Origin of the sequence: Prescottella equi, from assembly GCF_002094305.1 — a bacterium.
GTDB classification, from domain to species: Bacteria; Actinomycetota; Actinomycetes; order Mycobacteriales; family Mycobacteriaceae; genus Prescottella; species Prescottella equi.
The window spans coordinates 771,509-797,690 of record NZ_LWTX01000001.1 but is presented as its reverse complement, the minus strand read 5'-3'; the positions used below and the strand labels follow the sequence as shown (position 1 = coordinate 797,690).

27 protein-coding genes, 1 tRNA gene and 1 pseudogene are annotated in these 26,182 nt (G+C 69.7%); 11 read left to right on the top strand and 18 right to left on the bottom strand.

Annotated features, from left to right (window positions below; all coding sequences use genetic code 11):
- Positions 1-4: 4 nt before the first annotated feature.
- Positions 5-1,390: a dicarboxylate/amino acid:cation symporter gene (locus A6I89_RS03890; RefSeq protein ID WP_005512397.1), complete on the bottom strand. Its 1,386-nt coding sequence runs from the start codon at positions 1,388-1,390 to the stop codon at positions 5-7.
- A gap of 314 nt (positions 1,391-1,704) precedes the next feature.
- Here A6I89_RS03890 and A6I89_RS03885 point away from each other — a divergent pair, with 314 nt between their 5' ends.
- Positions 1,705-2,160, top strand: a complete 456-nt coding sequence (locus A6I89_RS03885) for a DUF4383 domain-containing protein (protein WP_022596617.1) — start codon at positions 1,705-1,707, stop codon at positions 2,158-2,160.
- Here the strand turns inward: A6I89_RS03885 and A6I89_RS03880 are convergent.
- The 4 genes from A6I89_RS03880 to cobC all read right to left on the bottom strand — a co-directional run bounded on the left by A6I89_RS03880 (position 2,138) and on the right by cobC (position 6,320).
- Positions 2,138-3,271 (bottom strand): bifunctional RNase H/acid phosphatase, encoded by a 1,134-nt coding sequence (locus tag A6I89_RS03880; protein WP_060934548.1) that lies wholly within the window; start codon positions 3,269-3,271, stop codon positions 2,138-2,140. The genes A6I89_RS03885 and A6I89_RS03880 overlap by 23 nt on opposite strands.
- Entirely contained in the window at positions 3,268-4,005 is a 738-nt protein-coding gene (locus A6I89_RS03875; protein WP_005512392.1) for a zinc ribbon domain-containing protein, read from the bottom strand. Before A6I89_RS03875 ends, A6I89_RS03880 begins: the two co-directional genes overlap by 4 nt.
- Positions 4,006-4,128: 123 nt before the next feature.
- A complete protein-coding gene (locus A6I89_RS03870) occupies positions 4,129-5,277 on the bottom strand; it encodes a Nif3-like dinuclear metal center hexameric protein (RefSeq protein ID WP_022596636.1) in 1,149 nt (382 codons plus the stop codon).
- Complete coding sequence (cobC, locus tag A6I89_RS03865; RefSeq protein ID WP_022596638.1) at positions 5,274-6,320, bottom strand: Rv2231c family histidinol phosphate aminotransferase CobC; 1,047 nt, start codon at positions 6,318-6,320, stop codon at positions 5,274-5,276. The genes A6I89_RS03870 and cobC overlap by 4 nt, the downstream gene beginning before the upstream one ends.
- A gap of 63 nt (positions 6,321-6,383) precedes the next feature.
- Between cobC and A6I89_RS03860 the strand changes: the two genes are divergently transcribed.
- The 3 genes from A6I89_RS03860 to A6I89_RS03850 are packed head-to-tail and all read left to right on the top strand — an operon-like array spanning position 6,384 to position 8,522.
- The gene (locus A6I89_RS03860) at positions 6,384-7,061 is read left to right on the top strand and encodes an HAD hydrolase-like protein (protein WP_022596640.1); all 678 of its coding nucleotides are present in this window, start codon (positions 6,384-6,386) and stop codon (positions 7,059-7,061) included.
- A 7-nt stretch (positions 7,062-7,068) separates the two neighbouring features.
- Positions 7,069-7,524 carry a low molecular weight protein-tyrosine-phosphatase gene (locus A6I89_RS03855; RefSeq protein WP_044991222.1) on the top strand — a complete coding sequence of 152 codons (456 nt, stop codon included), beginning with the start codon at positions 7,069-7,071 and terminating at the stop codon, positions 7,522-7,524.
- Between the two features lie 29 nt (positions 7,525-7,553).
- Entirely contained in the window at positions 7,554-8,522 is a 969-nt protein-coding gene (locus A6I89_RS03850) for an SURF1 family cytochrome oxidase biogenesis protein (protein WP_005512386.1), read from the top strand.
- 15 nt (positions 8,523-8,537) lie between these two features.
- Here A6I89_RS03850 and A6I89_RS03845 read toward each other — a convergent pair whose 3' ends face one another.
- The 8 genes from A6I89_RS03845 to A6I89_RS03810 all read right to left on the bottom strand — a co-directional run bounded on the left by A6I89_RS03845 (position 8,538) and on the right by A6I89_RS03810 (position 13,975).
- Positions 8,538-8,813: a putative quinol monooxygenase gene (locus A6I89_RS03845; RefSeq protein ID WP_005512385.1), complete on the bottom strand. Its 276-nt coding sequence runs from the start codon at positions 8,811-8,813 to the stop codon at positions 8,538-8,540.
- Positions 8,810-9,796 (bottom strand): cobalamin biosynthesis protein, encoded by a 987-nt coding sequence (locus tag A6I89_RS03840; RefSeq protein ID WP_044991224.1) that lies wholly within the window; start codon positions 9,794-9,796, stop codon positions 8,810-8,812. Before A6I89_RS03840 ends, A6I89_RS03845 begins: the two co-directional genes overlap by 4 nt.
- Positions 9,797-9,867: 71 nt before the next feature.
- Positions 9,868-10,317, bottom strand: a complete 450-nt coding sequence (locus tag A6I89_RS03835) for a hypothetical protein (RefSeq protein ID WP_022596646.1) — start codon at positions 10,315-10,317, stop codon at positions 9,868-9,870.
- Positions 10,318-10,412: 95 nt separating this feature from the next.
- Entirely contained in the window at positions 10,413-11,978 is a 1,566-nt protein-coding gene (locus tag A6I89_RS03830; protein ID WP_022596648.1) for a polyamine aminopropyltransferase, read from the bottom strand.
- Positions 11,975-12,445, bottom strand: coding sequence for a DUF350 domain-containing protein (locus A6I89_RS03825; RefSeq protein WP_037085118.1), 471 nt, complete (start codon positions 12,443-12,445; stop codon positions 11,975-11,977). Before A6I89_RS03825 ends, A6I89_RS03830 begins: the two co-directional genes overlap by 4 nt.
- A 32-nt stretch (positions 12,446-12,477) precedes the next feature.
- Positions 12,478-12,891 (bottom strand): DUF4247 domain-containing protein, encoded by a 414-nt coding sequence (locus tag A6I89_RS03820; RefSeq protein WP_005512381.1) that lies wholly within the window; start codon positions 12,889-12,891, stop codon positions 12,478-12,480.
- A complete protein-coding gene (locus tag A6I89_RS03815; protein WP_022596650.1) occupies positions 12,879-13,382 on the bottom strand; it encodes a DUF2617 family protein in 504 nt (167 codons plus the stop codon). Before A6I89_RS03815 ends, A6I89_RS03820 begins: the two co-directional genes overlap by 13 nt.
- Positions 13,379-13,975 (bottom strand): DUF4178 domain-containing protein, encoded by a 597-nt coding sequence (locus tag A6I89_RS03810; RefSeq protein WP_005512379.1) that lies wholly within the window; start codon positions 13,973-13,975, stop codon positions 13,379-13,381. The genes A6I89_RS03815 and A6I89_RS03810 overlap by 4 nt, the downstream gene beginning before the upstream one ends.
- Before the next feature lie 134 nt (positions 13,976-14,109).
- Here A6I89_RS03810 and A6I89_RS03805 point away from each other — a divergent pair, with 134 nt between their 5' ends.
- Positions 14,110-14,856 (top strand): VIT1/CCC1 transporter family protein, encoded by a 747-nt coding sequence (locus A6I89_RS03805; RefSeq protein ID WP_005512377.1) that lies wholly within the window; start codon positions 14,110-14,112, stop codon positions 14,854-14,856.
- On the opposite strand, the gene A6I89_RS03800 is transcribed toward A6I89_RS03805, so the two are convergent.
- From A6I89_RS03800 to A6I89_RS03785, 4 genes are all read right to left on the bottom strand, one after another.
- Positions 14,833-15,378 carry a protein-tyrosine phosphatase family protein gene (locus A6I89_RS03800; RefSeq protein ID WP_013416444.1) on the bottom strand — a complete coding sequence of 182 codons (546 nt, stop codon included), beginning with the start codon at positions 15,376-15,378 and terminating at the stop codon, positions 14,833-14,835. The two genes, A6I89_RS03805 and A6I89_RS03800, sit on opposite strands and share 24 nt — an antisense overlap.
- A gap of 110 nt (positions 15,379-15,488) precedes the next feature.
- A tRNA-Val gene (locus tag A6I89_RS03795) sits at positions 15,489-15,560 on the bottom strand.
- A gap of 33 nt (positions 15,561-15,593) precedes the next feature.
- Positions 15,594-16,058 (bottom strand): peroxiredoxin, encoded by a 465-nt coding sequence (locus A6I89_RS03790; protein ID WP_022596652.1) that lies wholly within the window; start codon positions 16,056-16,058, stop codon positions 15,594-15,596.
- 85 nt (positions 16,059-16,143) lie between these two features.
- The gene (locus A6I89_RS03785; protein WP_022596654.1) at positions 16,144-16,566 is read right to left on the bottom strand and encodes a DUF3052 domain-containing protein; all 423 of its coding nucleotides are present in this window, start codon (positions 16,564-16,566) and stop codon (positions 16,144-16,146) included.
- A 387-nt stretch (positions 16,567-16,953) separates the two neighbouring features.
- On the opposite strand from A6I89_RS03785, the gene aceE reads away from it, so the two are divergent.
- The 6 genes and pseudogenes from aceE to A6I89_RS03755 all read left to right on the top strand — a co-directional run bounded on the left by aceE (position 16,954) and on the right by A6I89_RS03755 (position 25,491).
- The gene (aceE, locus tag A6I89_RS03780) at positions 16,954-19,812 is read left to right on the top strand and encodes a pyruvate dehydrogenase (acetyl-transferring), homodimeric type (RefSeq protein WP_044991260.1); all 2,859 of its coding nucleotides are present in this window, start codon (positions 16,954-16,956) and stop codon (positions 19,810-19,812) included.
- 98 nt (positions 19,813-19,910) lie between these two features.
- The gene (locus A6I89_RS03775; protein ID WP_022596658.1) at positions 19,911-21,260 is read left to right on the top strand and encodes a PucR family transcriptional regulator; all 1,350 of its coding nucleotides are present in this window, start codon (positions 19,911-19,913) and stop codon (positions 21,258-21,260) included.
- 127 nt (positions 21,261-21,387) lie between these two features.
- Positions 21,388-22,305: an ACP S-malonyltransferase gene (locus A6I89_RS03770; RefSeq protein ID WP_022596660.1), complete on the top strand. Its 918-nt coding sequence runs from the start codon at positions 21,388-21,390 to the stop codon at positions 22,303-22,305.
- A 90-nt stretch (positions 22,306-22,395) separates the two neighbouring features.
- The gene (acpM, locus tag A6I89_RS03765) at positions 22,396-22,707 is read left to right on the top strand and encodes a meromycolate extension acyl carrier protein AcpM (RefSeq protein WP_005512370.1); all 312 of its coding nucleotides are present in this window, start codon (positions 22,396-22,398) and stop codon (positions 22,705-22,707) included.
- 7 nt (positions 22,708-22,714) lie between these two features.
- Positions 22,715-23,961, top strand: a pseudogene (locus A6I89_RS03760) (KasA/KasB family beta-ketoacyl-ACP synthase).
- A 96-nt stretch (positions 23,962-24,057) separates the two neighbouring features.
- Positions 24,058-25,491: an acyl-CoA carboxylase subunit beta gene (locus A6I89_RS03755; protein WP_005512368.1), complete on the top strand. Its 1,434-nt coding sequence runs from the start codon at positions 24,058-24,060 to the stop codon at positions 25,489-25,491.
- 153 nt (positions 25,492-25,644) lie between these two features.
- Here the strand turns inward: A6I89_RS03755 and A6I89_RS03750 are convergent, their stop codons facing one another.
- Positions 25,645-26,154: a DUF3145 domain-containing protein gene (locus A6I89_RS03750; protein ID WP_022596662.1), complete on the bottom strand. Its 510-nt coding sequence runs from the start codon at positions 26,152-26,154 to the stop codon at positions 25,645-25,647.
- Positions 26,155-26,182: the final 28 nt, after the last annotated feature.

Sequence of the window (26,182 nt, the reverse complement as noted above, 5' to 3'; positions counted from 1 at the left end):
GCGGTCAGCGGGCCGGTTCGAGCGATTCGTCCGCGAACGGATCGCCCTGGCGCGGTGCGTTGTACAGCTCCTCGTCGAGGATGCCCTCCCGCTTCGCGACGATCGTCGGAACCAGCGCCTGGCCGGTGACGTTGAGCGCGGTGCGGCCCATGTCGACGATCGGTTCGACCGCGAGCAGCAGACCCACACCGGCGAGCGGCAGGCCGAGGGTCGACAGCGTCAGCGTCAACATCACGGTGGCGCCGGTGGTGCCCGCTGTGGCGGCGGAGCCGATCACCGACACCACGACGATGAGCAGGTAGTCGGTGATGCTCAGATCGATGCCGTAGAACTGGGCCACGAAGATCGCCGCGATCGCCGGGTACACCGCCGCGCAGCCGTCCATCTTCGTGGTGGCACCGAGCGGCACCGCGAACGACGCGTACTCGCGCGGCACACCGAGGTTGCGTTCGGTGACGCGCTCGGTGAGCGGCAGCGTGCCGATCGAGGACCGCGAGACGAAGCCCAACTGGGTCGCCGGCCACACACCGGAGTAGAAGTTCTTCACCGACAGGCCGTGCACGCGAATGATGATCGGGTACACGACGAAGAAGACGATGGCCAGGCCGATGTAGATGGCGATGGTGAACACGCCGAGCTGGCCGATGGCATCCCAGCCGTAGGTCGCGACGGCCTTGGCGATCAACGCCGCGGTCCCGATCGGGGCGAGGCGGATGATCCACCACAGCACCTTCTGCACGATGGCGAGCAGCGCGGCGTTGAAGTTCAGGAACGGCTCGGCCTTCTCACCCACCTTGAGGGCGGCGATGCCGATAGCGATCGCGACGACGAGCAGCTGCAGCACGTTGAAGCTCAGCGACGTGGTCGCGGAGAATCCGGAGGCCGCGTCGCCGGTGACGGTGGTCTTGGCGCCGAGCCCGAGGAAATTCTGCGGTACCAGGCCGGTGAGGAACGCCCACCACGACCCACCGCTCTTGGGAGCGGACGCCGTGTCGGCGTCGACGGTGGTGTTCGACCCGGGCTGGGTGATCAAGCCGACGACGATGCCGATCAGTACCGCGATGAACGCAGTGATCGCGAACCACAGCAGCGTCTGCACTGCGAGACGGGCCGCGTTCGCGACGTTGCGCAGGTTCGCGATGGAACTGACGATCGCGGTGAAGATCAGCGGGATGACCGCGACGGTCAGCAACGCCACGTAGCTCGAGCCGATCGTCTTGACGGTGCCGACGAGCCAGTTCTCGTTGCCGTCGGCCGCGTCGGGCATGGCGCGGGCGATCAGTCCGAGGACGACGCCGAGGATCAGACCGGCGACGATCTGCGGGCCGAACGAGGTTGCCCACTTGGGCAGGGCGCGCCGGGAGGGCGCGTCGAGGGTAGGGGCCGACATTTTGGCCTTTCGGGTGAAGATGTGGAGACGGCGGCGCACGACGACACGCGCGCGACCGGGATGGACGCACGGAAGGCTCGGAGATGGAGAGCCGTCCCGGGACTCGAGTGGTCGACCGGGTGTCAGCAGTGACAGACCGCGCTCGCCTGCAGACAGTTGTCGACGTAGCGGCGACAGGTCAGCAGGGCGTTCACAACGGTCGAGGCTACGCCTGCCGTCCATCCGTAATCCAATCGGATGCCCACCGCGTGGGAGTGCTGGGAGAATGGGTAACCGGGAGTCGAGCAACCGTGCTGCCACCGGAGGTGGAATCGATGGACGAGCCCGAGGGCCTCGCCCGGACGACGACCCAACTCGCCACGACCGTCGTCGCGGCCGCGCTGCTGGCCACCGGGCTGCTCGGTTTCGTGCCCGGTGTCACGTCGGGTGTCGACGACATCGCATTGGCCGGCCCCGGAACGGGCGCGCGCATGTTCGGGCTGATGGAGGTGTCCGTCCTGCACAACCTCGCCCACATCGTCAGCGGGGCGATCGGACTGGCGATGTCGCGCAAGCTGGCCGCCGCGGAGATGTTCCTCATCGCCAGCGGCCTGGCCGCCGTGATGCTCGCCGTGTACGGGCTGGTGATCCGGCCCGACACGGCATCGAACTTCATGTCGATCAACTACGCGTCGAGCTGGCTCCACCTCGTGGCCGGCGTGGTACTGGTGTTCCTCGGCGTCGCATTGCCGAGGCACGACGACGGCCCTACAAGTGCGACGTATCGTTGACCAACCGGACCGACGAACCGCCGTCCGGGTAGAACTCGGCGATGCTCAGCGACGCCAGATCCAGATGCAGGCGATACAGCAGCGACGGTCCGACGTCGAGTGCCAGTTGGAGCAGTGTCTTGATCGGCGTCACATGCGTCACGACCAGGATGTTGGCGCCGGGATAGGACGCCGTCAGGTCGTCCCGGACCGTCTCGATCCGGGCCCGCACCTCGTCGAAGCTCTCGCCTTCCGGCGGGCGCACCGACGTGTCCGACAGCCAGCGGGTGTGAACGTCGGGGTCGCGCTGCTGGGCCTCGGTGAACGTCAGCCCCTCCCACTTGCCGAAATCGGTCTCGATCAGGCCGTCGTGGACGGTGACCGGCAGTCCCAGCGCCTCAGCCGCCGCGGCGGCGGTCTCCCGGGCCCGGCCGAGTGGTGAGCTCACGACGGCGGCGACCGCGCCCTTGTCGGCGATCCGCTGTGCCGCCGACCGCGCCTGGGTACGCCCGAACGCGGTGAGCGGCGGGTTGCCGTGGCCCGAGTACCGGCGTTCGACGGACAGTTCGGTCTGGCCGTGGCGCAGCAGCAGCATGCGGGTCGGCGCACCGACCGCGCCGGTCCAGCCGGGGGACGTCGCGGCGGCGGACTCGGTGTCGGTCGCGGGGGAAGTCTCGGAGCCGGTCGCCGGGTCGGTATCCGCGAACCCGGACGTGATGGCGTCCTCCCCGTCCATCGCCTCGTTGGCGAGGCGATCGGCGTGCGAGTTCTCGGCTCGCGGGATCCACGTGAAGTCCACCCTGGCGAACCCGTCGGCCAGCTCCCGCGCGCGCTGTGCGAGCGGGATCATGTCCGGGTGCTTGACCTTCCAGCGTCCCGACATCTGCTCGACGACGAGCTTGGAGTCCATTCGGACGTCCACCTCGTGGGCACCGAGGTCCCGGGCCGCGGCCAGTCCGGCGATCAGTCCGCGGTACTCGGCGACGTTGTTCGTGGCCACCCCGAGGAACTCCCGACGCTCGGCGAGCACCCGGCCACGGTCGGCGTCGAACACCACCGCGCCGTAGCCTGCCGGGCCGGGATTACCGCGGGATCCGCCGTCGGCCTCGACGACGACACGATCCGAGGTCACAGACCGGACTCCTTGGTGCGCACCATGATTGCGCTGCACTCGGGGCATCGGACGACGACGTCGGCGGGGGTGGCGGCGATCCGGGCCAGCTCACCCCGGTCGATCTCGATGCGGCACGCTCCGCAGCGGCGGGCCTGCAGCAACGCCGCACCGACACCGCGCTCGGCGCGCTGCTTCTCGTAGATCGCCAGCAGCTCGTCGGGGAAGAGCCCGACGAGGCCGGAACGATCGGCGTCGCAGCGCTCCTGTGCCTTGTCGAGGTCGGCGACGGCGTCGTCGCGGCGGCGTTCGGCGTCGATGAGTTCGTCCTCGACCTGGGTCAGGCGTGCGCCCGCGTGGTCGTGGTCGGCCTGCGACGCCTCACGGCGCTCCATCACCTCGAGCAGCTCGTCCTCGAGGACGCTCTGCCGGCGCTCCAGGCTGCCGAGTTCGTGCTGCAGTTCGGACAGCTGCTTCGGCGCCAGCGTGCCGCCCTCGAGTAGCTTCCGGTCCCGGGTCTCGCGCTGGCGGACGGCGTCGACCTCACCCTCGAGCTTCTTGATGTCGCGATCCAGGTCGTCGAGCACGATCTCCACGGCCACGGCGGCGTCCTTGCGGGAGAGCCGCTCGGCCTCGAGCCGCTCCACTTCCTGCTGCTCGGGCAGGGCGGAGCGACGGTGCGCGAGCCGTGCCAGCTCGGTGTCCACACCGGCGAGCTGGAGAAGCTTGGACTGCACTGAGGGATCGACGTTCACGCGTGGAAGCTCCTGCTGTGTTCTTGTTGGTCACGAGTTCTCGAACGGGCCGAGATCAGGTGTCAACCGTACCCCCGACGGCGCGGTGGACCGACCACATCGGGCACCCCGCCGCCGCCTGCGTCAGTGGCAGGCGACCGTCCACGGGTCGGTGCGCAGCTCGGTGACCCGCACGTCCCACCCATCGACGCTTCCGAAGCGGCCGTCGAGCACGCCCTTGGCCTGCGCACACCACGGCTGTTCGCTGGCCCAGTGCGCCACGTCGACGAGGGCCGGCCCGCCTCGGCGCAGGTGCTCGTCGGCCGGATGATGTCGCAGATCCGCGGTCACGTAGACGTCGGCACCGAGCCCGGACACCGTGTCCAGCAGCGAATCGCCCGAGCCACCGCACACCGCGACGGTCCGAACGACGCGGTCGGGGTCGCCGGCCGCCCGCACGCCCCACTCCGTCCGGGGTAGCGCCGCGGCGACACGGGCGGTGAACTCCCGCAGGGTCTGCGGTTCGGGTAGTTCGCCGATACGCCCTAGCCCGCGGCTGCCGGGGAAGTCCGCCGTCTCGAACACGTCGAACGCCGGTTCCTCGTACGGATGCGCGGCCCGCAACGCGGCCAGGATCCGGGCCCGCGACCGGCGCGGTGCAATCACCTCGACACGGTCTTCGCGCACCGTCTCGACCTCCCCGACGACTCCGAGCGTCGGGGCCGCCCCGGGCAGCGGGCGGAACTGACCGTCGCCGGTCACCGTCCAACTGCATTCGCGGTAGTCGCCGAGCTCGCCGGCCCCCGCCGCGAACAACGCCTCGCGGACCCGAACGGTGTCGGTGGTGGGGACCATCACCACCCACTTGTCGGTGGTGGTGTCCGGAATCGGGACCAGCGGGCGCGTCGCGACGAGGCCCAACGCGCCCGCGAGCGCGTCGGAGACTCCCGGGTCGGCGCGGTCGGCGTTGGTGTGGGCGCTGTAGAGCGCGCAGCCACCGCGGATCAGGCGGTGCAGCAGCGCGCCCTTCGGCGTGTGTGCGCCGACGGTGTCGACGCCGCGCAGCAGCAGCGGGTGGTGCACCAGCAACAGCTGGGCACCACCCGCGAGCGCCTCGTCCACCACGGCGGCGGTCGCGTCGACCGCGACGACCACCTTGCGCACCTCGTCGGCGGGGTCGCCGGCCACCAAGCCCACCGAGTCCCAGGACTCGGCGAGCGCCGGGGGGTACGCCGTCTCGAGTGCGCCGATCACGTCCGCCAGAGTCGGGACGGTCGTCGAGGTTGCGGTCACAGAATCTCCCTCATGGTCGTGATCAACTGTTCGGTCATCGCTCGCGGCCGGACCGCAATGCGCAGGAAATCGGGGCCCAGGCCCGGGAAGGTGTCACAGCGGCGTACCGCGACGCCCCTCCCCCGCAGGTGGGTGCGCATGCGTTCGCCGTCGGGCAGGTGCAGCAGCAGGAACGGCGCGGCAGCCGGGGTGTGCACCGCGATCCCCGCGTCCCGCAGCAGCGCCACCGCGGTGTCGCGGTCGGCCCCGATCCGCAGCGCCATCTCCCCCGCCTCGGCCACGGCGGCGGGCTCGCTGCACGCGGCGATCGCTTCGAGCTGCAGGCTCCCGACGGGCCAGTGCGGGCGCCCCACTGTCAGCCGGTCCAGGACGTCGGGATGGCCGAGGGCGTACCCGCACCGCAGTCCGGCGAGCGCCCACGTCTTGGTCAGGCTGCGCAGCACCAGGACGTCGGGCAGGGAATACCCGGCGACCGACGCCGCCTCGCCCGGGACGGCGTCCATGAACGCCTCGTCGACCACCAGGATCCGGCCCGGCCGCCGCAGCGCGAGGACGTCGGTCGCCGGGTGCAGCACCGACGTCGGGTTGGTGGGGTTGCCGATGACGACGAGGTCGGCCGATTCCGGCACCGCCGACGGATCGAGCCGGTACGGCGCGTCCAATCTGACGTGCGTGACCGGGACCCCCGCCTCGCGCAGGGCGAGTTCGGGTTCGGTGAACGACGGGTGGATGAGCGCGGCCTCACGCGGCCCCAGTCGCGGCAGCATCGCGAACCCCTCGGCGCCGCCCGCGAGTGCCAGCACCTCGTCGGGCGCACGCCCGTGCCGGGCCGCGACGTGCTCCCGCGCCCGCCGGTCGGACGCCTCGGCGGGATACCGGCCCAGCCCGGTCAGTGTGTCGGCGAGTCGGCGCCGCAGCCACTCGGGCGGGCCGTCTCCCTGCACGTTCACCGCGAAGTCGAGCAGTCCGGGAGCCGCCTCGGCGTCGCCGTGGTGCCGCAAGCGCGCGAGCGCGTCGAGCGCCGTTCCCGAACCGAATTCCATAGCCGTCGAGCCTACGGCGCGAGCCGGTGCGCACCGCCGCGGACGTCCGATCACAATGGATGGGTGACGACGACCGCTGCACCCCTCGCGCCAGTCCTGCTGTTCGACCTCGACGGCACCCTCACCGACTCCGCACTCGGCATCCACAACGGCTTCCGGCACGCGCTGGCCGCGGTCGGTGCGCCCGCCCCGACCGCGGAAATGCTCGGGACGGTCATCGGACCACCGCTGATGGATTCGATGCGCGGCATGGGGCTCGACGACGCGGCCACCGCGGCGGCCCTGGCCGCGTACTTCGAGCGGTACGACGCCGTCGGCTGGTCCGAGAACCAGGTGTACGACGGCGTCGAGGCGATGCTCGCGGCGGCCGGTGCCACCGGGGCGAGGATGGCGGTCGCGACGTCCAAGACGGAGAAGTTCGCGATCCGGATTCTCGAGCACTTCGGGTTGGCCGACTACTTCGAGGTGATCGGCGGCGCCAGCAGCGACGGGTCGCGGCGCGCCAAGGCCGACGTCATCGGACACGTCCTCGGCGGGCTGGGGCTGTCGGCGACGACGGGCGGCACCGCCGACGTCGTCATGATCGGTGACCGCGAGCACGACGTACACGGCGCCGGGCACTGGGGTATTCCGACCGTGTTCGTCGAGTGGGGCTACGGCGCCACCGCCGAGGCGGGACAGGCAGGCTGGACGGCTCCGACGGTCGCCGACCTCACCCGGATCCTGACGGGGACGGCGTGACACGAGCATGATTCACGTCACTTTCGTGTGTACCGGAAACATCTGCCGCTCCCCGATGGCGGAACGCATCTTCGCCGAACACGTGCGCCGCGAGGGCCTCGGTGACCGGGTCCGGGTCACCAGTGCGGGCACCCACGGCTACCACGTCGGTGACGGGGCGGACCCGCGCACGGACAAGGTCCTCGAGGCCGCCGGGTACCCGACCGGGCACCGCGCCGCGCAGGTCGGCGACGACCATCTGTCCGCCGACCTGGTGGTTCCCCTCGACACCGGCCACGACCGGATCCTCGCGCGACTGGGGGTGCCCGCCGAGCGGCGCCGTCTGCTGCGCAGCTTCGACCCCCGCGCCGACGGCGATTCGGTGCCCGACCCGTACTACGGCGATGTCACCGATTTCGAACTCGTCCGGGACCAGATCGAAGCCGCCGTGTCCGGCCTGCTGGACTGGGTGCGGGAGAACTGACCTGCGCGCGAGCCAGTACCGTGGTAGCCGTGCGTAGGCTGACGTTTCTGCTGCGACCCGGCTGGCTGGCATTGGCTGCCGTCGTCGCCGGTTTCGCCTTCATGTGCTTCACCGTGCTGGCCCCGTGGCAGCTCGGGAAGAACACCCGGACCGAGCAGCGCAACGGGCTGCTCGAGCAGTCCCTGAACGCCGAGTCCGTGTCGATCGACACGCTGCTCGACGGGGGCGGACCCACCGAGAACGACGAGTGGCGCAGGGTCCTCGTCACCGGCACCTACGTACCGGACAGCGACCTGCTGGTGCGGCTGCGCTCGGTGGAGGACAAGCCGGCCTTCGAGGTGCTGACCCCGCTCAGGATGTCCGACGGCGACACCCTGCTCGTCAACCGCGGCTACGTCCGCCCCGAACAGGGCACGCAGGCTCCGCCCATCCCGGCTCCGCCCACCGGCGAAGTGACGGTCGAGGGCCGGATCCGGATGTCGGAGGGCACCGTCCCCGGTAAGGAGCCGATCAACGAGGCCGGCACCCGCCAGGTGTACTACATCGACTCCGGCCAGATCGGACAGTTCATCGGCACCGATCTGGTGACCGGCTACCTGCAACTCGACGACGCCCAGCCGGGCGGACTCGGCACGATTCCGCTGCCGCAGATCGACGCCGGGCCGTATCTCTCGTACGGCCTGCAGTGGCTGGCATTCGGCATCATGGCCCCGCTCGGTCTGGCGTACTTCGTTCGTGCCGAGCTGCGCGAGCGGCGGAAGGCCAAGCAGCGCACCGCGCCGACTACGGCGCCCGACACTCTCCCGGCGCCCGACGCTCCCCCGGTGCCCGCCCCCGTCGAGGCGGCCGCGGAACCGACGCGCGCGCCGGCGGTTCACACAGCCGACGACTTCCAGCTGCCGGCCCGACGCGGACTGCGCCGCAAGAAGAAGACCGAAGAAGCCCCGGTCACGGCGTCGGAAGCGAAGCTCGCCGATCGCTACGGCAAGCACCGCTGACGGAGCGTCGGCCGGTCACGACCGCTCGCACTCGAATTCGCGGACGTCGATCGCGAGGATGCGCGCCGTCAGATCGTCGACCGGGCCGTCGCCGCGGAAGTCGTCGAGCGCGGACCGCGTCGTCCACATCTCCAGCACGTTGATGCGGTCCGGTTCCAGGAGGTCGGCGCCGAGCGCGTACTCGATGCAGCCGGACGCCGAGCGGGCCCGCGAGACGACGTCCCTGCACGAGTCCAGGTAGTTCGCGCGGTCGTGCGCCGCCACCGTCAGATGTCCCGCCACGATGATCATCGTTGCCTCCTCTCCGACATTCTTCCGGAGACGAGGACCGTCAGTGCAGCAACGAGTGCGGCCCCCGCCTGGACCGCCGACGACAGACGCGCGGCCCGCTCGAGGTCCGCGATCACCGGTGCCGGACCCGAGCCGAGCGTGGGCCGCATCTCCACGCCGTGCGCGTACTCGGTTCGGCCGCCCAGTTGCACGCCGAGCGCACCGGCCGCCGACGCCTCCGCCACTCCCGCGTTGGGGCTCGGATGCGCGGCCGCATCCCGGCGCCACGCCTGCACCGCGGCGCGCGGCGAGCCACCGACGACGGGGGCCGCGGCGACCGTGAGGGCTCCCGCCAGCCGCGCCGGAGCGAGGTTCACCACGTCGTCCCAGCGCGCCGCGGCCCAGCCGAAGCGGCCGTACCTGTCGTTGCGGTAGCCGATCATCGCGTCGAGCGTGTTGGACGCCCGGTACGCGAGCAGACCGGGCACCCCCGCGACCGCGCCCCAGAAGAGCGCGCCGACGGTGGCGTCGGAGGTGTTCTCCGCGACGGATTCGAGGCTGGCGCGCGCCAACCCGTCGGCGTCGAGGACACTCGGATCCCGCCCGCACAGCGACGGCAGGAGCGCCCGTGCGGATTCCAGATCGTCGGCGTCGAGGTGCCGGGCCATCGTGCGCCCCGTGTCGGCGAGTGATGTGCCGCCGAGGACCGTCCACGTCGCCGCGGCCGTCACTGCCGTCTGCCCCACCCAACCCGCGCGCCTGCCGCTGCGCTCGGCGAGCACGCCCAGCGCAGCGGTCGCGCCCACCAGGATCGCGGTGTGCGTGGCACCGGAGAGTCGGCTGTCCGCGTAGGTGCGCTTCTCCAAAGCCATTGCCGCGAGCCCGAAACCGGCCACGGGGTGCAGGCGTCGGGGATCACCGAGAGCGCGGTCGGCGAGGTATCCGAGGACGAGTCCCGTCGCGCGGGCTGTGGGCCGGGAAGCTCGGCGGGGCGAAGAAGACACGACGGTATTTCTATCAATCCGGGCGTCCGGCGACGTAGCCGGTGCGACGAGGCCGTCGTGCGGTCGAGTCCCTAGGGGGTCCGCCACAGGTCGGCATGTTCACACAGCTCACCGACCGGGCCGACCGTGACGTCACCGTGGGGGTCCACCCAGACCGGCTCCCCCGCACGCAGCCGAGGAACGAGTAGGTGCCGGCCTCGGCTCGGCCACTGGACGAAGTCGTATCCCGCGAGATTGTCCTGAACCACTTCGGCGACCCAGGCTGCCGATTCACCGAAGGTAGCGTCCATCGACAACGCGCCACCGATCCCGAAGCCCCCGATCCCTCGGACACCCTGCCAGCCGATCCAGACGTGGTAGTTGCTGTCGATCACCAAGTCCCACTCCAGCCGATCGGTGTCGGCATACCGTCCGTACCGCAGGCAACGCAGGTCACGGCCAACCGCGACGAGCGCCCGCGTCCACGGGGCCGGAGGGTCGAAACCGGGTCCGTCGATGAATCCGGATCCGCCATCGATCATGGGTAGACGCCACACCAAACTGTCATTCCAGGGATCGAAACGGGGCATCGCACCATCATTGCCGACACGCCACGGCGAGGGACGTAGCTCGTGGACTACCGCTCGAACCCGCGCCGCATGTCGTCGACGATCCGTGGCCGGTCGAGGGTCGACGGCTCGAGGTCGCGCCGGGGCCGGTCGAGCGGGAAGACCGCCGCCGCAGCGAGGGTCGCGTCGTCGAGGAACCTGCGCGGCGGCGCGGACGGCGAGAGCGCCAGGGTCGGGGCCGGCCCGGCCTGCGCGAGAACGTATCCCCAGTCCCCGAAGCTGGGCACGTACGCGTGGTACGGCGTCACCCCGAGCCCCACCGATGCGACGGTGGACACGGTGCGCCAGTAGGCGTCGGGCGTCGAGTACGGGCTGCCCGACTGCACCACCATCAGCCCGCCGGGGTTCAGCGCGGCCCCGACCAGCCCGTAGAACTCGGTGGAGTAGAGCCGGCCCAGCGTCGGGGTGTCGGGGTCGGGCAGGTCGACGATCACCGCGTCGAAGCCGTCCCCGCCGCGTTCGCGCAGCCACCGGAACGCGTCGGCGGTCACGACGTCCACCCGATCGTCCTCGAGCGCACCACCGTTGAGGTCACGCAGCTTTGTGTTCGCCAGGTCCAGGACGGCGGGATCGAGCTCCACCTGCACGATCTCGCTGACCCCTTCCTGCCGCAACACCTCTCGCGCCGCGAGGCCGTCGCCACCGCCGAGGATCAGCACACGCTGTGGATCCCGGGCGAGCGCCGGGTAGACGAGCGACTCGGTGTAGCGGTGCTCGTCGCGGCTCGAGAATTGCAGGTCACCGTCCAGGTACAGGCGGATGTCGCCGGAACGCTCGGTCACCACGATCTCCTGGTACTGCGAACGCTGCGCGTACACGACCGGGTCGGGGTAGAGCCGCTGCCGGGAGGTCGTCTCGATGTCCGACGCGCGCACCAGCAACGTGCCGAGCAGTGCGGCGGCGACGAGCAGCGCCAGCATCGACGCGGCCCGCGCCACGGGCTTCAGGTGCCCGCGGAGCAGGAACAGCGCGGCGACAGCCGCGGCCACGAGATTCACCATGCCGGTGAGCGCGGTCCCGCGGATCAGCCCTGCCGCCGGCAGCAACAGGAACGGCCACGCCAGTCCACCGATGAGAGCGCCGGCGTAGTCGGCGGCGTTGAGATTGGCCAGCACCTTGCCCGTGTCCGCGGCGTCGGTGTCGCGGCCGGTCTGGAGTAGCGTCATGAGCAGCGGCACCTCGGCGCCGACGAGCATGCCGATGGCCGCGGTCGCCAGCACCAGCACCCACGTCGACGAGCCCAGGAACGTGAACGCGACGTAGAGCGCGGCGGCGCTCACGCCGCCCACCAGCCCCAGTACCACCTCGACCGCGACGAACGCCGGCGCCGCCCGCGTCAGCAGCGGCTTGGCGGCCAGTGCGCCGAGACCGAGCGCCGCGACGAATCCGGCCACGATGAGCGAGGTCTCGGTGATTCCGCCGCCGGTCAGGCTCGCCGACAGCGTCAGCAGCGCCAGCTCGTAGACCAGCCCGCACGCCGCGCACGCGGCGACGGCGGCGAGCAGCAGCACCCGCGACCGTCGCCCCAGCGCGGGGGCCGCCGCGACGGTCTCCGGCGGCGCGGTCACGGTCACGACAGGGCGGCGGCGTTGACCAGGCCCACCGAGAACAGGGTCACCGCGACGGCCCACGCCGCGCCGCACATGCGGGGCTCGCCCACCAGCGCGACGAGCCGACCGGGCAGCAACACGTTCATGATCGCCAGCGCGGCGGCCTGCAACACCACACCCACCACGCCGTAGACCAGCGAATCGGCCAGACCCTGCGCGAAGCCGTCGGAACTGGTGAGGATCGCGGTGACGACGATGATGGCGAGCGCCAGGTGGTTGGCGCCGAGCAGCAGCGCCGCGTTGGGGTTCTTCTCCACGTACACCTGATGACGCAGATTGCCCGGGGTGAGGGCGTCGAGCATCGCGAAGCCTGCCGCCAGCACGGCGACGCCCACCGCGAAGAACGCGAGGGTGGCGAGCACGCCCCCGACCATCGGCAGGAACTCCACGGTTCCGATCTCGGTGGCGGCGGCCAGGTTCGTGACGGTCATGTTCGCGCTCCCGGATTGCTGAGTGATGGTGGTCATTTCGCGTCCCCGGATCCCCCGGAGGTGTTGCCGGCGGCCGGCGATCCGGGCGTGAACCCGGGCCCGAGATAGACGAAGTGGCCGCCGCGGTATCGGCCGTCGAGGTCTTCGACGGAGATGTTGCTGCCACCGCCCGCCGCCGGGCCGACGGTGACGATGTCGTCGTTGTAGCGCAGGTACTCGTTGCCGCCGTCGGCCTTGCGTGCCGCCGGTTCGTCCTCGTCGACGATCCGGGTCACGGTGGTGCCCACCGGGTCCGGTGACCAGTAGTTGGTGATGTCGCCCTGCGAGCCGCGGTGCTCGAATCGGTCGGCGAGGTGGTCCCGCACATTGCTGCCGCCGCATCCGGCTGTGAGCGCGACGACCGCGCCGAGCAGCGCACCGGCCACGACCCGCCTCACGGCCGCCACCGGCTCTCGGTCGAGACCACGGTGCCGCCGCCGTCCCCCGGATACAGATGCCAGGTGCGCCAATGCCACTGGCCCGCATCCGCGGTCGCGGTCAGCGCGGTGAGCGCGTCGCGATCGCCGGGGAACGCCCCGCACACCCAGCCCTCCCCCGACGACTGCTCACGCAGCGCCGCGGCGCGAAGGCGGAACTCGTCCTCCGGCACCAACTCGGTTCGGGAGACGAATCGATAGCCGTGCCGCTCTTCCACTTCCGGCAACCGCATGCCACCGGAGCGGACGGCCTCGCACGAGACCTGCTCGGTGAGCATCCGGCCGTCGGTCTCGGCGACCACCACGTGCGACGCGCCCAGCACGCCCAGCGTCAGCGATCCGGCGAGCCCGTCGTGCAGGTGCAGTTCCGCGAGCGTCGCGGGTACGGGAGCGTCCAGCACGAGGCCGAGGGCATCCGCGGCGACGTCCGCCGGTTCGACCTCGAGTAAGTGGACGCTCACTGCGCGGGACCGGCGTGGATCACGGTCAGTTCGCTGCGAGTGACGGCGCGTCCGGTCGACACCTCCCACGACGAGGTCCGGGCCCAACGCTCGAACGCGAGCAGGCCGGTCTTGTCGGCGGTCTCGTAGTCGGCGTAGTCCATCGATCCGGTCGGAGCGGTGCCGGTGGTGCCCTCGGCGGTGAAGCGTGCGGAGCCGGACTCGATCTTCCGGTAGACACGGTCGTCGAGGACGACGTCGCCGCCGGGTTCCAGACCGGTGCCCTCGCGGCGCATCCACAGCGTCATCTCGAGCTCACCCTCGTCGTCCTCGACGGTGAGCCAGCGGCGGCCGGTGGAGCCGTCCAGCAGGTGTTCACGCCACTGGTAGCCCTCCTCGTCGAGGACGATGGTGCCGCGCACGACGTGGTCGATGCCCGCGTACGTGACGATGTCGCCGACACCGATCTTGTGCGGGTCGTAGACCTCCGGATAGTCGGCCAGCGGATCGACGCGGCGCGGCGCCGACTTGGGCTTCGTGCGCTGGACGACCACGACGATCCCGACGATCACAACCAGGATCAGCAGGACGACGAGAAGAATCATCACACCCATCAGGACATTTCCCCCATACTCGATGTGTTCCGGGGCACGACCCTACCTGCGCCTCGCTGGCCGCATCCAACCCACGACTTCGGACAGCCTTCCATTGCTGGTCGAGGGGACGCGGCCGCAATAGTCTTCGAGACGTGACCTCACACAAGGAGTCGCCCGAGCAAGCCGGCCCCGCCGGAGTCCACGACGCGGAACCGCACCTGGGATCGCTCTCGTCGCGGCTGAACTGGTTGCGCGCAGGCGTACTCGGCGCCAACGACGGCATCGTCTCGGTCGCCGGCCTGGTTGTCGGCGTCGCTGCGGCCACCACCGACCGTGGACCCATCCTCACCGCGGGCCTGGCCGGTCTCGCGGCCGGCGCCGTGTCGATGGCGTTGGGCGAGTACGTCTCCGTGAGCACCCAGCGCGACACCGAACGGGCGCTGCTGGCCAAGGAGAAGCACGAGCTGTCGACCATCCCCGAGGCCGAACTCGAGGAACTGGCGTCGCTGTACGAGGCGAAGGGCCTGTCGTCCGAGACGGCTCGAAAAGTGGCCGAGGAACTGACCGAGCACGACGCGTTCGCCGCGCACGCCGAGGCGGAACTCGGCATCGACCCGGACGAGCTCACCAACCCCTGGCAGGCGGCCGGCGCCTCGGCGATCTCGTTCACCGTGGGAGCGATCCTGCCAATGCTCGCGATCCTGCTGCCCCCGGCCACCGCGCGAATTCCCGTCACGTTCGTGGCCGTCCTGGTCGCACTCGCGATCACCGGCAGTCTCAGCGCCCGACTGGGCGGCGCACGCCGGTCCCGCGCCGTGCTGCGGGTGGTGACCGGTGGTGCACTCGCGATGGCCGTCACCTACGGGATCGGTCAGCTACTCGGGGTTGCGGGAGTCTGACGCGGGTTCGACGGGTTCGCCCAGCAGCCAGGCCTCGAACGCCTCGTTGCACAGGCAGGCGGGCGAACGCCGCTCCCGCAGCACCGCGATCGCGCCGGCCGGATCCGCCTCTTCGGACAGCACCATCGCCCGCGCCGCGACCAGACTCGACCGGTTGAGCCCCACCTGGCAGTGGATCAGTACCGGGCCGGTCTCCCGGCACACGTTCACCCACGCCGCGAGTGCGTCCACCTGTTCGAACCCCTGCTCGGCGCTGTCGTACATGCGCACGTACATCTCGGAGTCGACGGTGTGCCGGATGTCGTACTGCTCCCACGGATACAGCGACACGAGGTGTTTGACGAAGTCGGGCAGGACCAGCCCCTCCCGACACCCGCCCTGCCACAGATTCCGCGAAATCTCACTGATCACCGGGACATCGAACGGCAGGTGCTTGTGCGCGGTGATCCCGATCAGATGCTGCCGCATCGGGTCCAGCGCGATGTCGATCGCTGTCGGATCGACGGTGGGGTCCGTCGCCATCTTCGTCCGTTCCGTCGTCGTCCTTCCAGTATCGACTCGGCACGCTCCGGATTCGGGGCGAACGCACGCGAAAACCCCGCATCGCAATTCGCGAGTGCGGGGTTTCGATGTGGGCGCGGAGGGTTTCGAACCCCCGACCGCTGGTGTGTAAAACCAGAGCTCTACCACTGAGCTACACGCCCGAAATCCGGCGACCGAGGTCGCCGGATTTGCCTTCAGGACTTTAGCGCGGTGAGCGCTTTCTCCCAAGCTGCCTGGTCACGGGGTTCACCGGGGCCGTTCATCTCGGCGAACCGGATGACGCCTTCCTTGTCGATGGCGAACGTGCCGCGGTTGGCGAAGCCGAGTTTGTCGTTGAAGACGCCGTAGGCCTCGGCGACGGCTCCGTGCGGCCAGAAATCCGACAGCAGCGGGAAGGTGTATCCCTGCTCGGCGGCCCAAATCTTGTGGGTCGGCGACGGGCCGACGGAAACCGCGAGGATCTCGGCGTCGTCGTTCTGGAACTTCGGGAGCTCGTCCCGCACGCGGCACAGCTCGCCCTGGCAGACACCGGTGAACGCCAACGGGTAGAACACGAGCAGAACGTTCTTCTTCCCGCGGAAGTCCGACAGCGTGACTTCCTGGTTGTTCTGGTCCTTGAGTGTGAAATCGGGCGCGACTGCGCCCACCTCGAGAGGCATGCCTGTTCCTAACGTCGGGTACGGCAGCACGTCCGTCACGACCAAAGTACGCCGTGCGGAAGTGCGTGGATGAGGCTTCGAGCGGTCAGCGCTTGGGGGCGCGGGCCTTGGGCTGCACCAGTCGGCTACCGCTCCACATGCCGAGGTTCGCTGCCGAGGTCTGGGTCAGACCTGCGGTGGGTGCGGATTCGGCGATCTCACTGGGCTCGACGTGCCCGGGCTGCCCGGTCTTCGGGGTGAGCACCCACACGAATCCGTCGTCGGACAGCGGTCCGATCGCATCCATCAGCGCGTCGACCAGGTCACCGTCGCCGTCGCGCCACCACAGCAGCACGACGTCCATGACCTCGTCGGATTCCTCGTCGACCATCTCGCCACCGATGGTCTCCTCCACCGCCGAACGAATGTCGTCGTCGGTGTCCTCGTCCCAGCCCAGTTCCTGAACCACCATTTCGGGGGTAATGCCAAGCTTCTGAGCGTAGTTCTGAGCGTCCGCCGCGGCGACCACGGTGGTGTCCTCCTCTGTTCGGTCGGCCGCAGCATCCGCGAAACCCTCCGCGAGGTGCTGCTGACCTTGGTGGCGATCGAGCGTCCGTCGATCAATAGGTGAAAGCGAACATGGTCGGAAGCTTTCGCGCAAGCCGACGAACCCGAAAACCTCGAGAAAGTCCGCGCGAATTCCTGAGAATCGCCGCGAACTGGACGTTCTCCGACCGAACCGTCGGACCGCGACGCGCCGGGTACCGGACAACAGGAGCGGGGGTGCCTCCGGAGTCCGGATGGGGAAAGATGAGGGCTGCGCCATATTCATATGGAAAGTCGGACGGTCCTAACAAGGACCGCCCGGATGGAGCGGACGCGATACCGCGCGTCCCACCACAATGAGGAGCACACCTTGTCAGACCTGATCCAGGGGCCCGCGTCTCAACCGAACGCCGACACACCGGGCGTTTCCGGAGCGGTCCAGCCACCTGCCGCGAACGCGCAGCCCGGAGCCGACGGCCGGGTCCGCGTCATCCGCGAGGGCGTGGCGTCCTACCTGCCGGACATCGATCCGGACGAGACCACCGAGTGGCTCGAATCTTTCGACGGTCTGCTGGACCGTTCGGGTTCCGCCCGTGCCCGCTACCTGATGCTGCGCCTGCTCGAGCGCGCCGGCGAGAAGCACGTGGCGATCCCCGCCCTCACGTCCACGGACTACGTGAACACGATCCCGACCGAGAACGAGCCGTGGTTCCCCGGTGACGAGGACGTCGAGCGCCGGTACCGCGCCTGGATCCGCTGGAACGCCGCGATCATGGTGCACCGCGCGCAGCGGCCCGGTGTCGGCGTCGGCGGCCACATCTCGACGTACGCGTCGTCCGCCGCCCTCTACGAGGTCGGCTTCAACCACTTCTTCCGTGGCAAGGACCATCCGGGCGGTGGCGACCACATCTTCGTGCAGGGCCACGCCTCGCCGGGCATCTACGCCCGCGCGTTCCTCGAGGGCCGCATCCCGGCCGAGCAGATGGACGGCTTCCGCCAGGAGGCGAGCCACGCCCAGTCCGGCGGCGGCCTGCCGTCGTACCCGCATCCGCGCCTGCTCCCGGACTTCTGGGAGTTCCCGACGGTGTCGATGGGCCTGGGCCCCATGAACGCCATCTACCAGGCACGCTTCAACCACTACCTGAACGACCGGGGCGTCAAGGACACCTCGGATCAGCACGTGTGGGCGTTCCTCGGCGACGGCGAGATGGACGAGCCGGAGTCGCGCGGCCTCGCGCACGTCGCGGCCACCGAGGGCCTCGACAACCTGACCTTCGTCATCAACTGCAACCTGCAGCGCCTCGACGGTCCGGTCCGCGGCAACGGCAAGATCATCCAGGAGCTGGAGTCGTTCTTCCGCGGCGCCGGCTGGAACGTCATCAAGGTCGTGTGGGGCCGCGAGTGGGACGCGCTGCTGCACGCCGACAAGGACGGCGCGCTCGTCAACCTCATGAACGAGACGCCGGACGGCGACTTCCAGACGTACAAGGCGAACGACGGCGCGTTCGTCCGTGAGCACTTCTTCGGCCGCGACCCGCGCACCAAGGCGCTCGTCGCCGACATGAGCGACCAGGAGATCTGGAACCTCAAGCGCGGCGGCCACGACTACCGCAAGATCCACGCGGCGTACGCGGCGGCGATGGCACACAAGGGCCAGCCGACGGTGATCCTGGCGCACACCATCAAGGGCTACACCCTCGGCAAGCACTTCGAGGGTCGCAATGCCACGCACCAGATGAAGAAGCTCACGCTCGACGACCTCAAGCGGTTCCGCGACATCCAGCGCATCCCGATCTCCGACGCGGAGCTCGAGAAGGATCCGTACCTGCCCCCGTACTACCACCCGGGGCCGGATTCGCCGGAGATCCAGTACATGCTGCAGCGCCGCAAGGCCCTCGGCGGCTTCCTGCCGTCGCGCCGCACCGACGCCGCACCGCTCCCGCAGCCGACGGACAAGACCTACGACGTCGTGCGCAAGGGCTCGGGCAAGCAGGAGGTCGCCACGACGATGGCCGTCGTGCGCATCCTCAAGGAACTGTTGCGCGACAAGGAAATCGGCAAGCGCATCGTGCCGATCATCCCCGACGAGGCCCGCACGTTCGGTATGGACTCGTGGTTCCCGTCGCTGAAGATCTACAACCGCAACGGGCAGCTGTACACGTCCGTGGACGCCGAACTGATGCTCGCCTACAAGGAGAGCACCGTCGGCCAGATCCTCCACGAGGGCATCAACGAGGCCGGCTCGACGTCGTCGTTCACCGCGGTGGGCACGTCGTACGCCACGCACGGTGAGCCGATGATCCCGGTCTACATCTTCTACTCGATGTTCGGGTTCCAGCGGACCGGCGACGGCCTGTGGGCGGCCGCCGACCAGATGGCCCGCGGCTTCGTCCTCGGCGCCACCGCCGGCCGGACCACCCTCACCGGTGAGGGTCTGCAGCACGCCGACGGCCACTCGCTCCTGCTGGCGTCGACCAACCCCGCGGCAGTGTCCTACGACCCGTCGTTCTCGTACGAGATCGCGCACATCGTCAAGGACGGCCTGCGCCGCATGTACGGCGGAACGCCGGGCGTCGACGGCTTCGGTGGCGAGAACATCTTCTACTACCTGACCGTCTACAACGAGCCGTACCAGCAGCCCGCCGAGCCGGAGAACCTGGACGTCGAGGGCCTGCTCAAGGGCATCTACCTGTACAAGCCGGCCGAAGGTTCGGGACCGCGCGCCCAGATCCTCGTCTCCGGCGTCACCATGCCCGACGGTCTGCGCGCACAGCGGCTGCTCGCGGACGAGTGGGGCGTGGCCGCGGACGTGTGGTCGGTGACGTCGTGGGGCGAGCTGCGCCGCGACGGTGTCGAGTGCGAGCGCGAAGCGCTGCACAACCCCGGCGCCGACGCCCCGACGCCGTACGTGACCAAGGCGCTCTCGCAGGCGCAGGGCCCGTTCGTCGCCGCCTCCGACTGGATGCGCGCGGTGCCGGACCAGATCCGTCAGTGGGTGCCCGGTTCCTACACGACGCTCGGCACCGACGGGTTCGGCTTCTCCGACACCCGCCCGGCCGCGCGCCGCTTCTTCAACGTCGACGCCGAGTCGATCGTCGTCGCGGTGCTCTCCGCGCTGGCGAAGTCCGGCGAGGTCGACCGGTCGAAGGCCGTCGAGGCCGCAGCCCGGTACCGGATCGACGACGTGCTGGCCGCGCCGGTGTCGATGGCGGATCCCGGCGTCGCCTGAGCCCACCGGATGACACGGCCTCGCGGCCGCTGAACACGCCCGTCGCCTGCTCGAGTGTCCCCGAGACCTCGTGCAGGCGGCGGGCGTAAGTTCCTTTCATGGCCGAGGATCAGCCCGAGACGTCGAACAGCTCGCCGAAGCTGCCCGCCCTGCGCGAGGTACCGGCGCGACGTGTCCGCTACCAGCCCCCGCCACCCGCGACGGGCGGCCGGCCCACCCGGGATTCGTTGCCGGATGCACTCCTGCGCCGGGTCAAGCAGTTCTCGGGACGACTGTCCACCGAGGCGATCGCCTCACTTCAGGACCAGCTGCCGTTCTTCGCCGACCTCGACGCCGAGCAGCGCGCAAGCGTGCAGATGATCGTCCAGAAGTCGGTCGTGAACTTTCTCGAATGGCTCACCGACTCGGACAGCGACATCCGCTTCACCATCGATGCCTACCAGGTGATTCCGCAGGACCTCGCCCGCCGGCTGACCCTGCGCCAGACGGTCGACATGGTCCGCGTGGCCATGGAGTTCTTCGAGCAGCGATTGCCCGCTCTCGCCCGCAACGACCGGCAGCTGGTGGCCCTCACCGAGGCGATCCTGCGGTACGGCCGTGAGCTGGGCTTCGCAGCCGCCTCCGTGTACGCCAGCGCCGCCGAGTCCCGCGGCGCATGGGACACCCGACTCGAGGCCCTGGTCGTGGACGCCGTGGTGCGCGGCGACACCGGCTCCGATCTGCAGTCCCGGGCCGCCACCCTCAACTGGGACGCCACCGCCCCGGCGACCGTTATCGTCGGCACTCCCCCGCCCGAGGAGGGCGTGTCGGTGATCGGGACCGTGCACAGTACGGCGCAACGGCACGGCCGGGGAGCGCTCGCGGTGATCCAGGGCGACCGACTGGTCCTCGTCGTCAGCGGCGAGTTGCACGGGAGCAAGGCGGCGCGCGAGTTCATGGCCGACCTGATGGACAAGTTCTCCGACGGGCCCGTCGTGATCGGACCGACCACCCCGAGCCTGGGCGCCGCCCACTTCAGTGCGGTCGAGGCGTTGGCCGGGATGGAGGCCGTCGTCGGCTGGCGTGGTGCGCCGCGCCCGGTGTTCGCGGCGGAGTTGTTGCCCGAACGTGCCCTGCTCGGGGACACCGCGGCGGTCGCCGCCCTGACCGAGCGTTTGATCCAGCCACTGACCGGCTCGGGGACCGCCCTCGCCGACACCCTCGACGCCTACCTGGACTCCGGCGGCGCCGTCGAGGCCTGTGCCCGTCAGCTGTTTGTTCATCCAAATACGGTCCGATACCGCTTGAAGCGAATTTCAGAAATCACAGGGCGCGATCCGACGAACCCGCGAGACGCGTATGTGCTCCGCGTCGCAGCGACGGTGGGCCGACTTGCCCAAACGCCCGTTCAAACGTCGACTTCCGACACATCCGTCACAAACTTCACAATCCGGAGGGTAGGAACGTAACGCTGGGGTGCCCGAATTCGATAGGGAGCGCCCACGTGCATTTTTGTAGGGAACCTACAAAACACGTGTCCGGGTTTCATCCCCGACAACATCTCGCCGCACCGCGGGAGGGTGTTCCCTTGAATGCGTGATTTCGTTGCTAGCCCCGGGTCAGGGCTCTCAGACACCCGGCATGCTCAGCCCCTGGCTGGACCTGCCGGGCGCGCACGATCGCGTGACACTGTGGTCGAAGGCTTCCGGTCTCGATCTCGTCCGGCTCGGCACCACCGCCACCGCCGAGGAGATCACCGACACGGCGGTCACCCAGCCACTGGTCGTCGCCGCCGCACTCCTCGCTTACGAGGAGCTCGAGCGACGCGGCTCACTTCCTGCCGACACGATCGCCGCCGGGCACTCGGTCGGCGAACTCGCCGCGGCCGCGGTCGCGGGAGTCCTCTCGTCCGACGACGCCGTAACCCTCGCCGCGATTCGCGGCGCCGAGATGGCGAAGGCGTGTGCCCTGGAACCGACCGGAATGTCGGCGGTCCTGGGGGGCGACGAGGACGCGGTGCTGTCCCGGCTCGAGGAGCTCGACCTCACGCCGGCCAACCGCAACGCGGCCGGTCAGATAGTCGCGGCCGGGCGGCTCGAGTCTCTCGAGCAGCTCGCCGCCAATCCTCCGGAGAAGGCCCGCGTACGGGCCCTCCCGGTGGCCGGGGCGTTCCACACCCGGTTCATGGCGCCCGCGCAGGACGCCGTCGCCGCCGCGGCCGCACGGATCACCCCCGGGGATCCGACGCGGACGCTGCTGTCCAACTCGGACGGCGCGCCGGTCACTTCCGGCGCGGACGCCCTGACTAAGCTGGCCGCGCAGGTGACCCGACCTGTGCGCTGGGATCTGTGCACCGCGACGTTGCGGACCGCTCAGATCTCGGCCATCGCGGAACTTCCTCCGGCAGGCACCCTGATCGGGATCGCCAAGCGTGAGATGCGTGGCACCCCGACCGTGGCGCTGAAATCTCCCGGGGACATTCCCGCCCTGACCGAACTCACCGAAATCGGTTAGCTCCGTGCGCGCACACCACGCGCGCACCGGTCCGGCGTCCGTCGGACCGAAAGCCGAGACACGAACATCGAAAAAGAAGGGAGCCACCTAGTGGCCGCCAACCAGGAAGACATCATCGCCAACCTCGCCGAGATCATCGAAGAGGTCACCGGCATCGAGCCGTCCGAGGTCACCATCGAGAAGTCGTTCGTCGACGACCTCGACATCGACTCGCTGTCCATGGTCGAGATCGCGGTGCAGACCGAGGACAAGTACGGCGTGAAGATCCCCGACGAGGATCTGGCCAGCCTGCGCACCGTCGGCGATGTCGTCGCGTACATCCAGAAGGTGGAGGCCGAGGGTGGCGAGGCCGCCGAGACCGTCAAGGCCAAGCTCGAGGCCACCAAGAACGACGACGAGTGAGCCAACCGTGACTTCCGCTTCTGCCCGAGGGTTATTACCGAACATCGTCGTCACCAGCCTTTCGGCTACGACGTCGGTTGCCGGAGATGTGGATGGCACGTGGAAGGGCCTGCTGGCCGGTGAGAGCGGCATCGACGTTCTCCACGGCTCCTTCGTCGAGGAATTCGATCTGCCGGTGCGTTTCGGTGGCCAACTCAAGGTCCCGTTCGACGATGCGCTGAGCCGGGTCGAGATCCGACGCATGAGCTTCGTGGAGCGTCTCGCGCTCGTACTCGGTCGCCAGGTCTGGCAGAACGCCGGCAGCCCGAGGTCGACAAGGATCGTCTCGGGGTTGTCATCGGCACCGGACTGGGCGGCGGCGAAGCACTCATCGACGCCGTCGACAGGCTGCGCGAGGGCGGGTACCGCAAGGTGTCGCCGTTCGCGGTCCAGATGGTGATGCCGAACGGTCCGTCGGCCACCGTCGGACTCGAACTCGGCGCGCGCGCCGGGGTCATCACGCCGGTATCGGCGTGTTCGTCCGGGTCGGAGGCCATCGCGCATGCGTTCCGCATGATCGCGATGGGCGACGCGGACATCGTCGTGACGGGTGGCGTGGAGGGGGCCATCGGCTCGGTTCCGATCGCGAGCTTCGCCATGATGCGCGCGCTCAGCACCCGCAACGACGACCCGAAGGCGGCCTCGCGCCCCTTCGACAAGGACCGGGACGGATTCGTCTTCGGTGAAGCCGGAGCCTTGATGATCCTCGAGACGGAGGAGCACGCGAAGGCGCGTGGGGCGACCATCCACGCGCGTCTGCTGGGCGCCGGCATCACCTCGGACGGTTTCCACATCGTGGCACCCGATCCGGAAGGCACGGGCGCGGCACGCGCCATGACCCGCGCCATCGAGACCGCAGGTCTCACCAAGTCCGACATCAAGCACGTCAACGCGCATGCGACCGCCACCCCGATCGGCGACATCGCCGAGAGCACCGCCATCAAGGCAGCGGTCGGCACGCATCCCGCGGTGTACGCGCCCAAGTCGGCCCTGGGCCACTCGATCGGCGCCGTCGGCGCACTCGAGGCTGTGCTCACGGTCCTCAGCGTGCGGGAGGGCGTCATTCCTCCCACACTGAATGTGGACAACCAGGATCCGGAGATCGATCTCGACGTCGTGAAGGGTGAACCCCGCTACGGCGACATCGATTTCGCGATCAACAACTCGTTCGGTTTCGGTGGGCACAACGTCGCGCTCGCCTTCGGCCGGGCATAACCCAGCCGAACCTTGCTGGATCGCCAGGTGGGGACCCGCACCCGGGTCCCCACCCCCCGACCTTTCGCCCCAGGTGGGCATGCTCAGGAGGACATCATGACCGTCTTGGCTCCCGCGACGCAGTCTGAAGCATCGACCGATCCGCGCGATCCGCTCGCGCGTCTCGCCAAGCTCTTCGATGCCGGCACCGTCGCACCGCTGCACGACCGCGACAAATCCGGAGTGCTCGCCGCATCGGGCGAGATCGACGGCGTTCGCACCATCGCCTACTGCTCCGACGCGACCGTCATGGGCGGCGCGATGGGCGTCGACGGCTGCAAGCACATCGTCGCCGCGATCGACACGGCGATCGCCGAGAAGGCCCCCGTCATCGGCCTGTGGCATTCCGGCGGTGCACGCCTCGCCGAGGGTGTCGAGGCGCTGCACGCCGTCGGACTCGTCTTCGAGGCGATGGTCCGCGCCTCCGGTCTCGTCCCGCAGATCTCCGTCGTCCTCGGCTTCGCTGCCGGTGGCGCCGCGTACGGCCCCGCGCTCACCGACGTCGTGATCATGGCCCCCGAGGGCCGCGTGTTCGTCACCGGACCGGACGTCGTGAAGAGCGTCACCGGCGAGCAGGTCGACATGGCGACCCTCGGCGGCCCCGACACGCACAGCAAGAAGTCCGGTGTGGCCCACATCGCCGCCCGCGACGAGGACGACGCCTACCACCGCGCTCGCCGCCTGGTGTCGATGTTCTGCGAGCAGGGCGAGTTCGATCTCGCCGCAGCCGAGCGCGGCGACACCGACCTCCGCGCGCTCATGCCGGAGTCGGCCAAGCGCGCCTACGACGTTCGCCCGATCGTGCACGAGTTCCTCGACAACGTCGAGGGCGAGTCGAGCTTCGAGGAGCTGCAGGGCAACTGGGCTCGCAGCATCGTCACGGGCGTCGGTCGTCTCGGCGGCCGCACGGTCGGCGTGATCGCGAACAACCCGCTGCGTCTGGGTGGTTGCCTCAACTCGGAGAGCGCCGAGAAGTCGGCGCGCTTCGTGCGCCTGTGTGACGCGTTCGGCATCCCGCTGGTCGTGATCGTCGACGTCCCCGGCTACCTGCCCGGCGTCGGCCAGGAGTGGGAGGGCGTGGTGCGCCGCGGCGCGAAGCTGCTGCACGCCTTCGCCGAGGCCACGGTCCCCCGTGTCACGCTGGTCACCCGGAAGATCTACGGCGGCGCCTACATCGCTATGAACTCGCGGGCGCTCGGTGCGACCGCGGTCTACGCGTGGCCCGACTCCGAGGTTGCCGTCATGGGCGCCAAGGCCGCCGTCGGAATTCTGCACAAGCGCGCTCTCGCCGCAGCGCCCGAGGAGGAGCGGGAAGCCCTGCACGACCGGCTCGCCGAGGAGCACGAGGCCATCGCCGGTGGCGTCGGTCGGGCGATCTCGATCGGCGTCGTCGACGAGACGATCGATCCCGCCAAGACGCGCAGCATGATCAGCCGCGCACTCGCAGCGGCGCCCGCGAATCGCGGACAGCACAAGAACATCCCGCTGTAGGCCTCACCGGCACAGTCGAACACCGCGAAGCCGAGGCCTCCCGCACCTGCGGGAGGCCTCGGCACACCACTGGACTTGCAGAAACGGATGCCCGACAACGCATTTCGGCCGTCGATGTGACACTTCAGGTGAGGCGCCCCAGATTTCGGAACGTCAGCCGACGTCGCGGCGGAGCCACGTCACCTCGGCGCCCTCACCGCCGCTGCGGTACGACTCGAGCACCTCGTCCCACTCGGTCCCGAGGGCGTGCTCGATCGCCTCGGCCAGACCGCTCCCGCCCGCGAGCAGCGACCGCAGGCGCATCTCCCCCACCACCACGTCACCGCACGCGCTCGTCGCGCCGTGCCACAGGCCGAGGCCGGGGACGTGACTGAACCGCTCGCCGTCGACGCCCTCGCTGGGGTTCTCCGTCACCTCGAAGTAGAGCAGCGGCCATGCCCGCAGCGCCGCGGCGACCCGGGATGCCGTGCCGACCGGGCCGATCCAGTCGCAGGTTGCCCGCAGTGTGCCGGCGGCGGCCGGCTGCGCGGTCCACTTCAGGTTGGGCCGCGCATCGAGGATCGAGGTGAGCGCCCACTCGACATGCGGGCACAGCGCGGCGGGCGACGCGTGGACGTAGACAACTCCGGCCGTCGCATCCGCGAACTGGTTCAACGAGCGCACTGCAACACCTCCAGCTTCGACGAGGGAC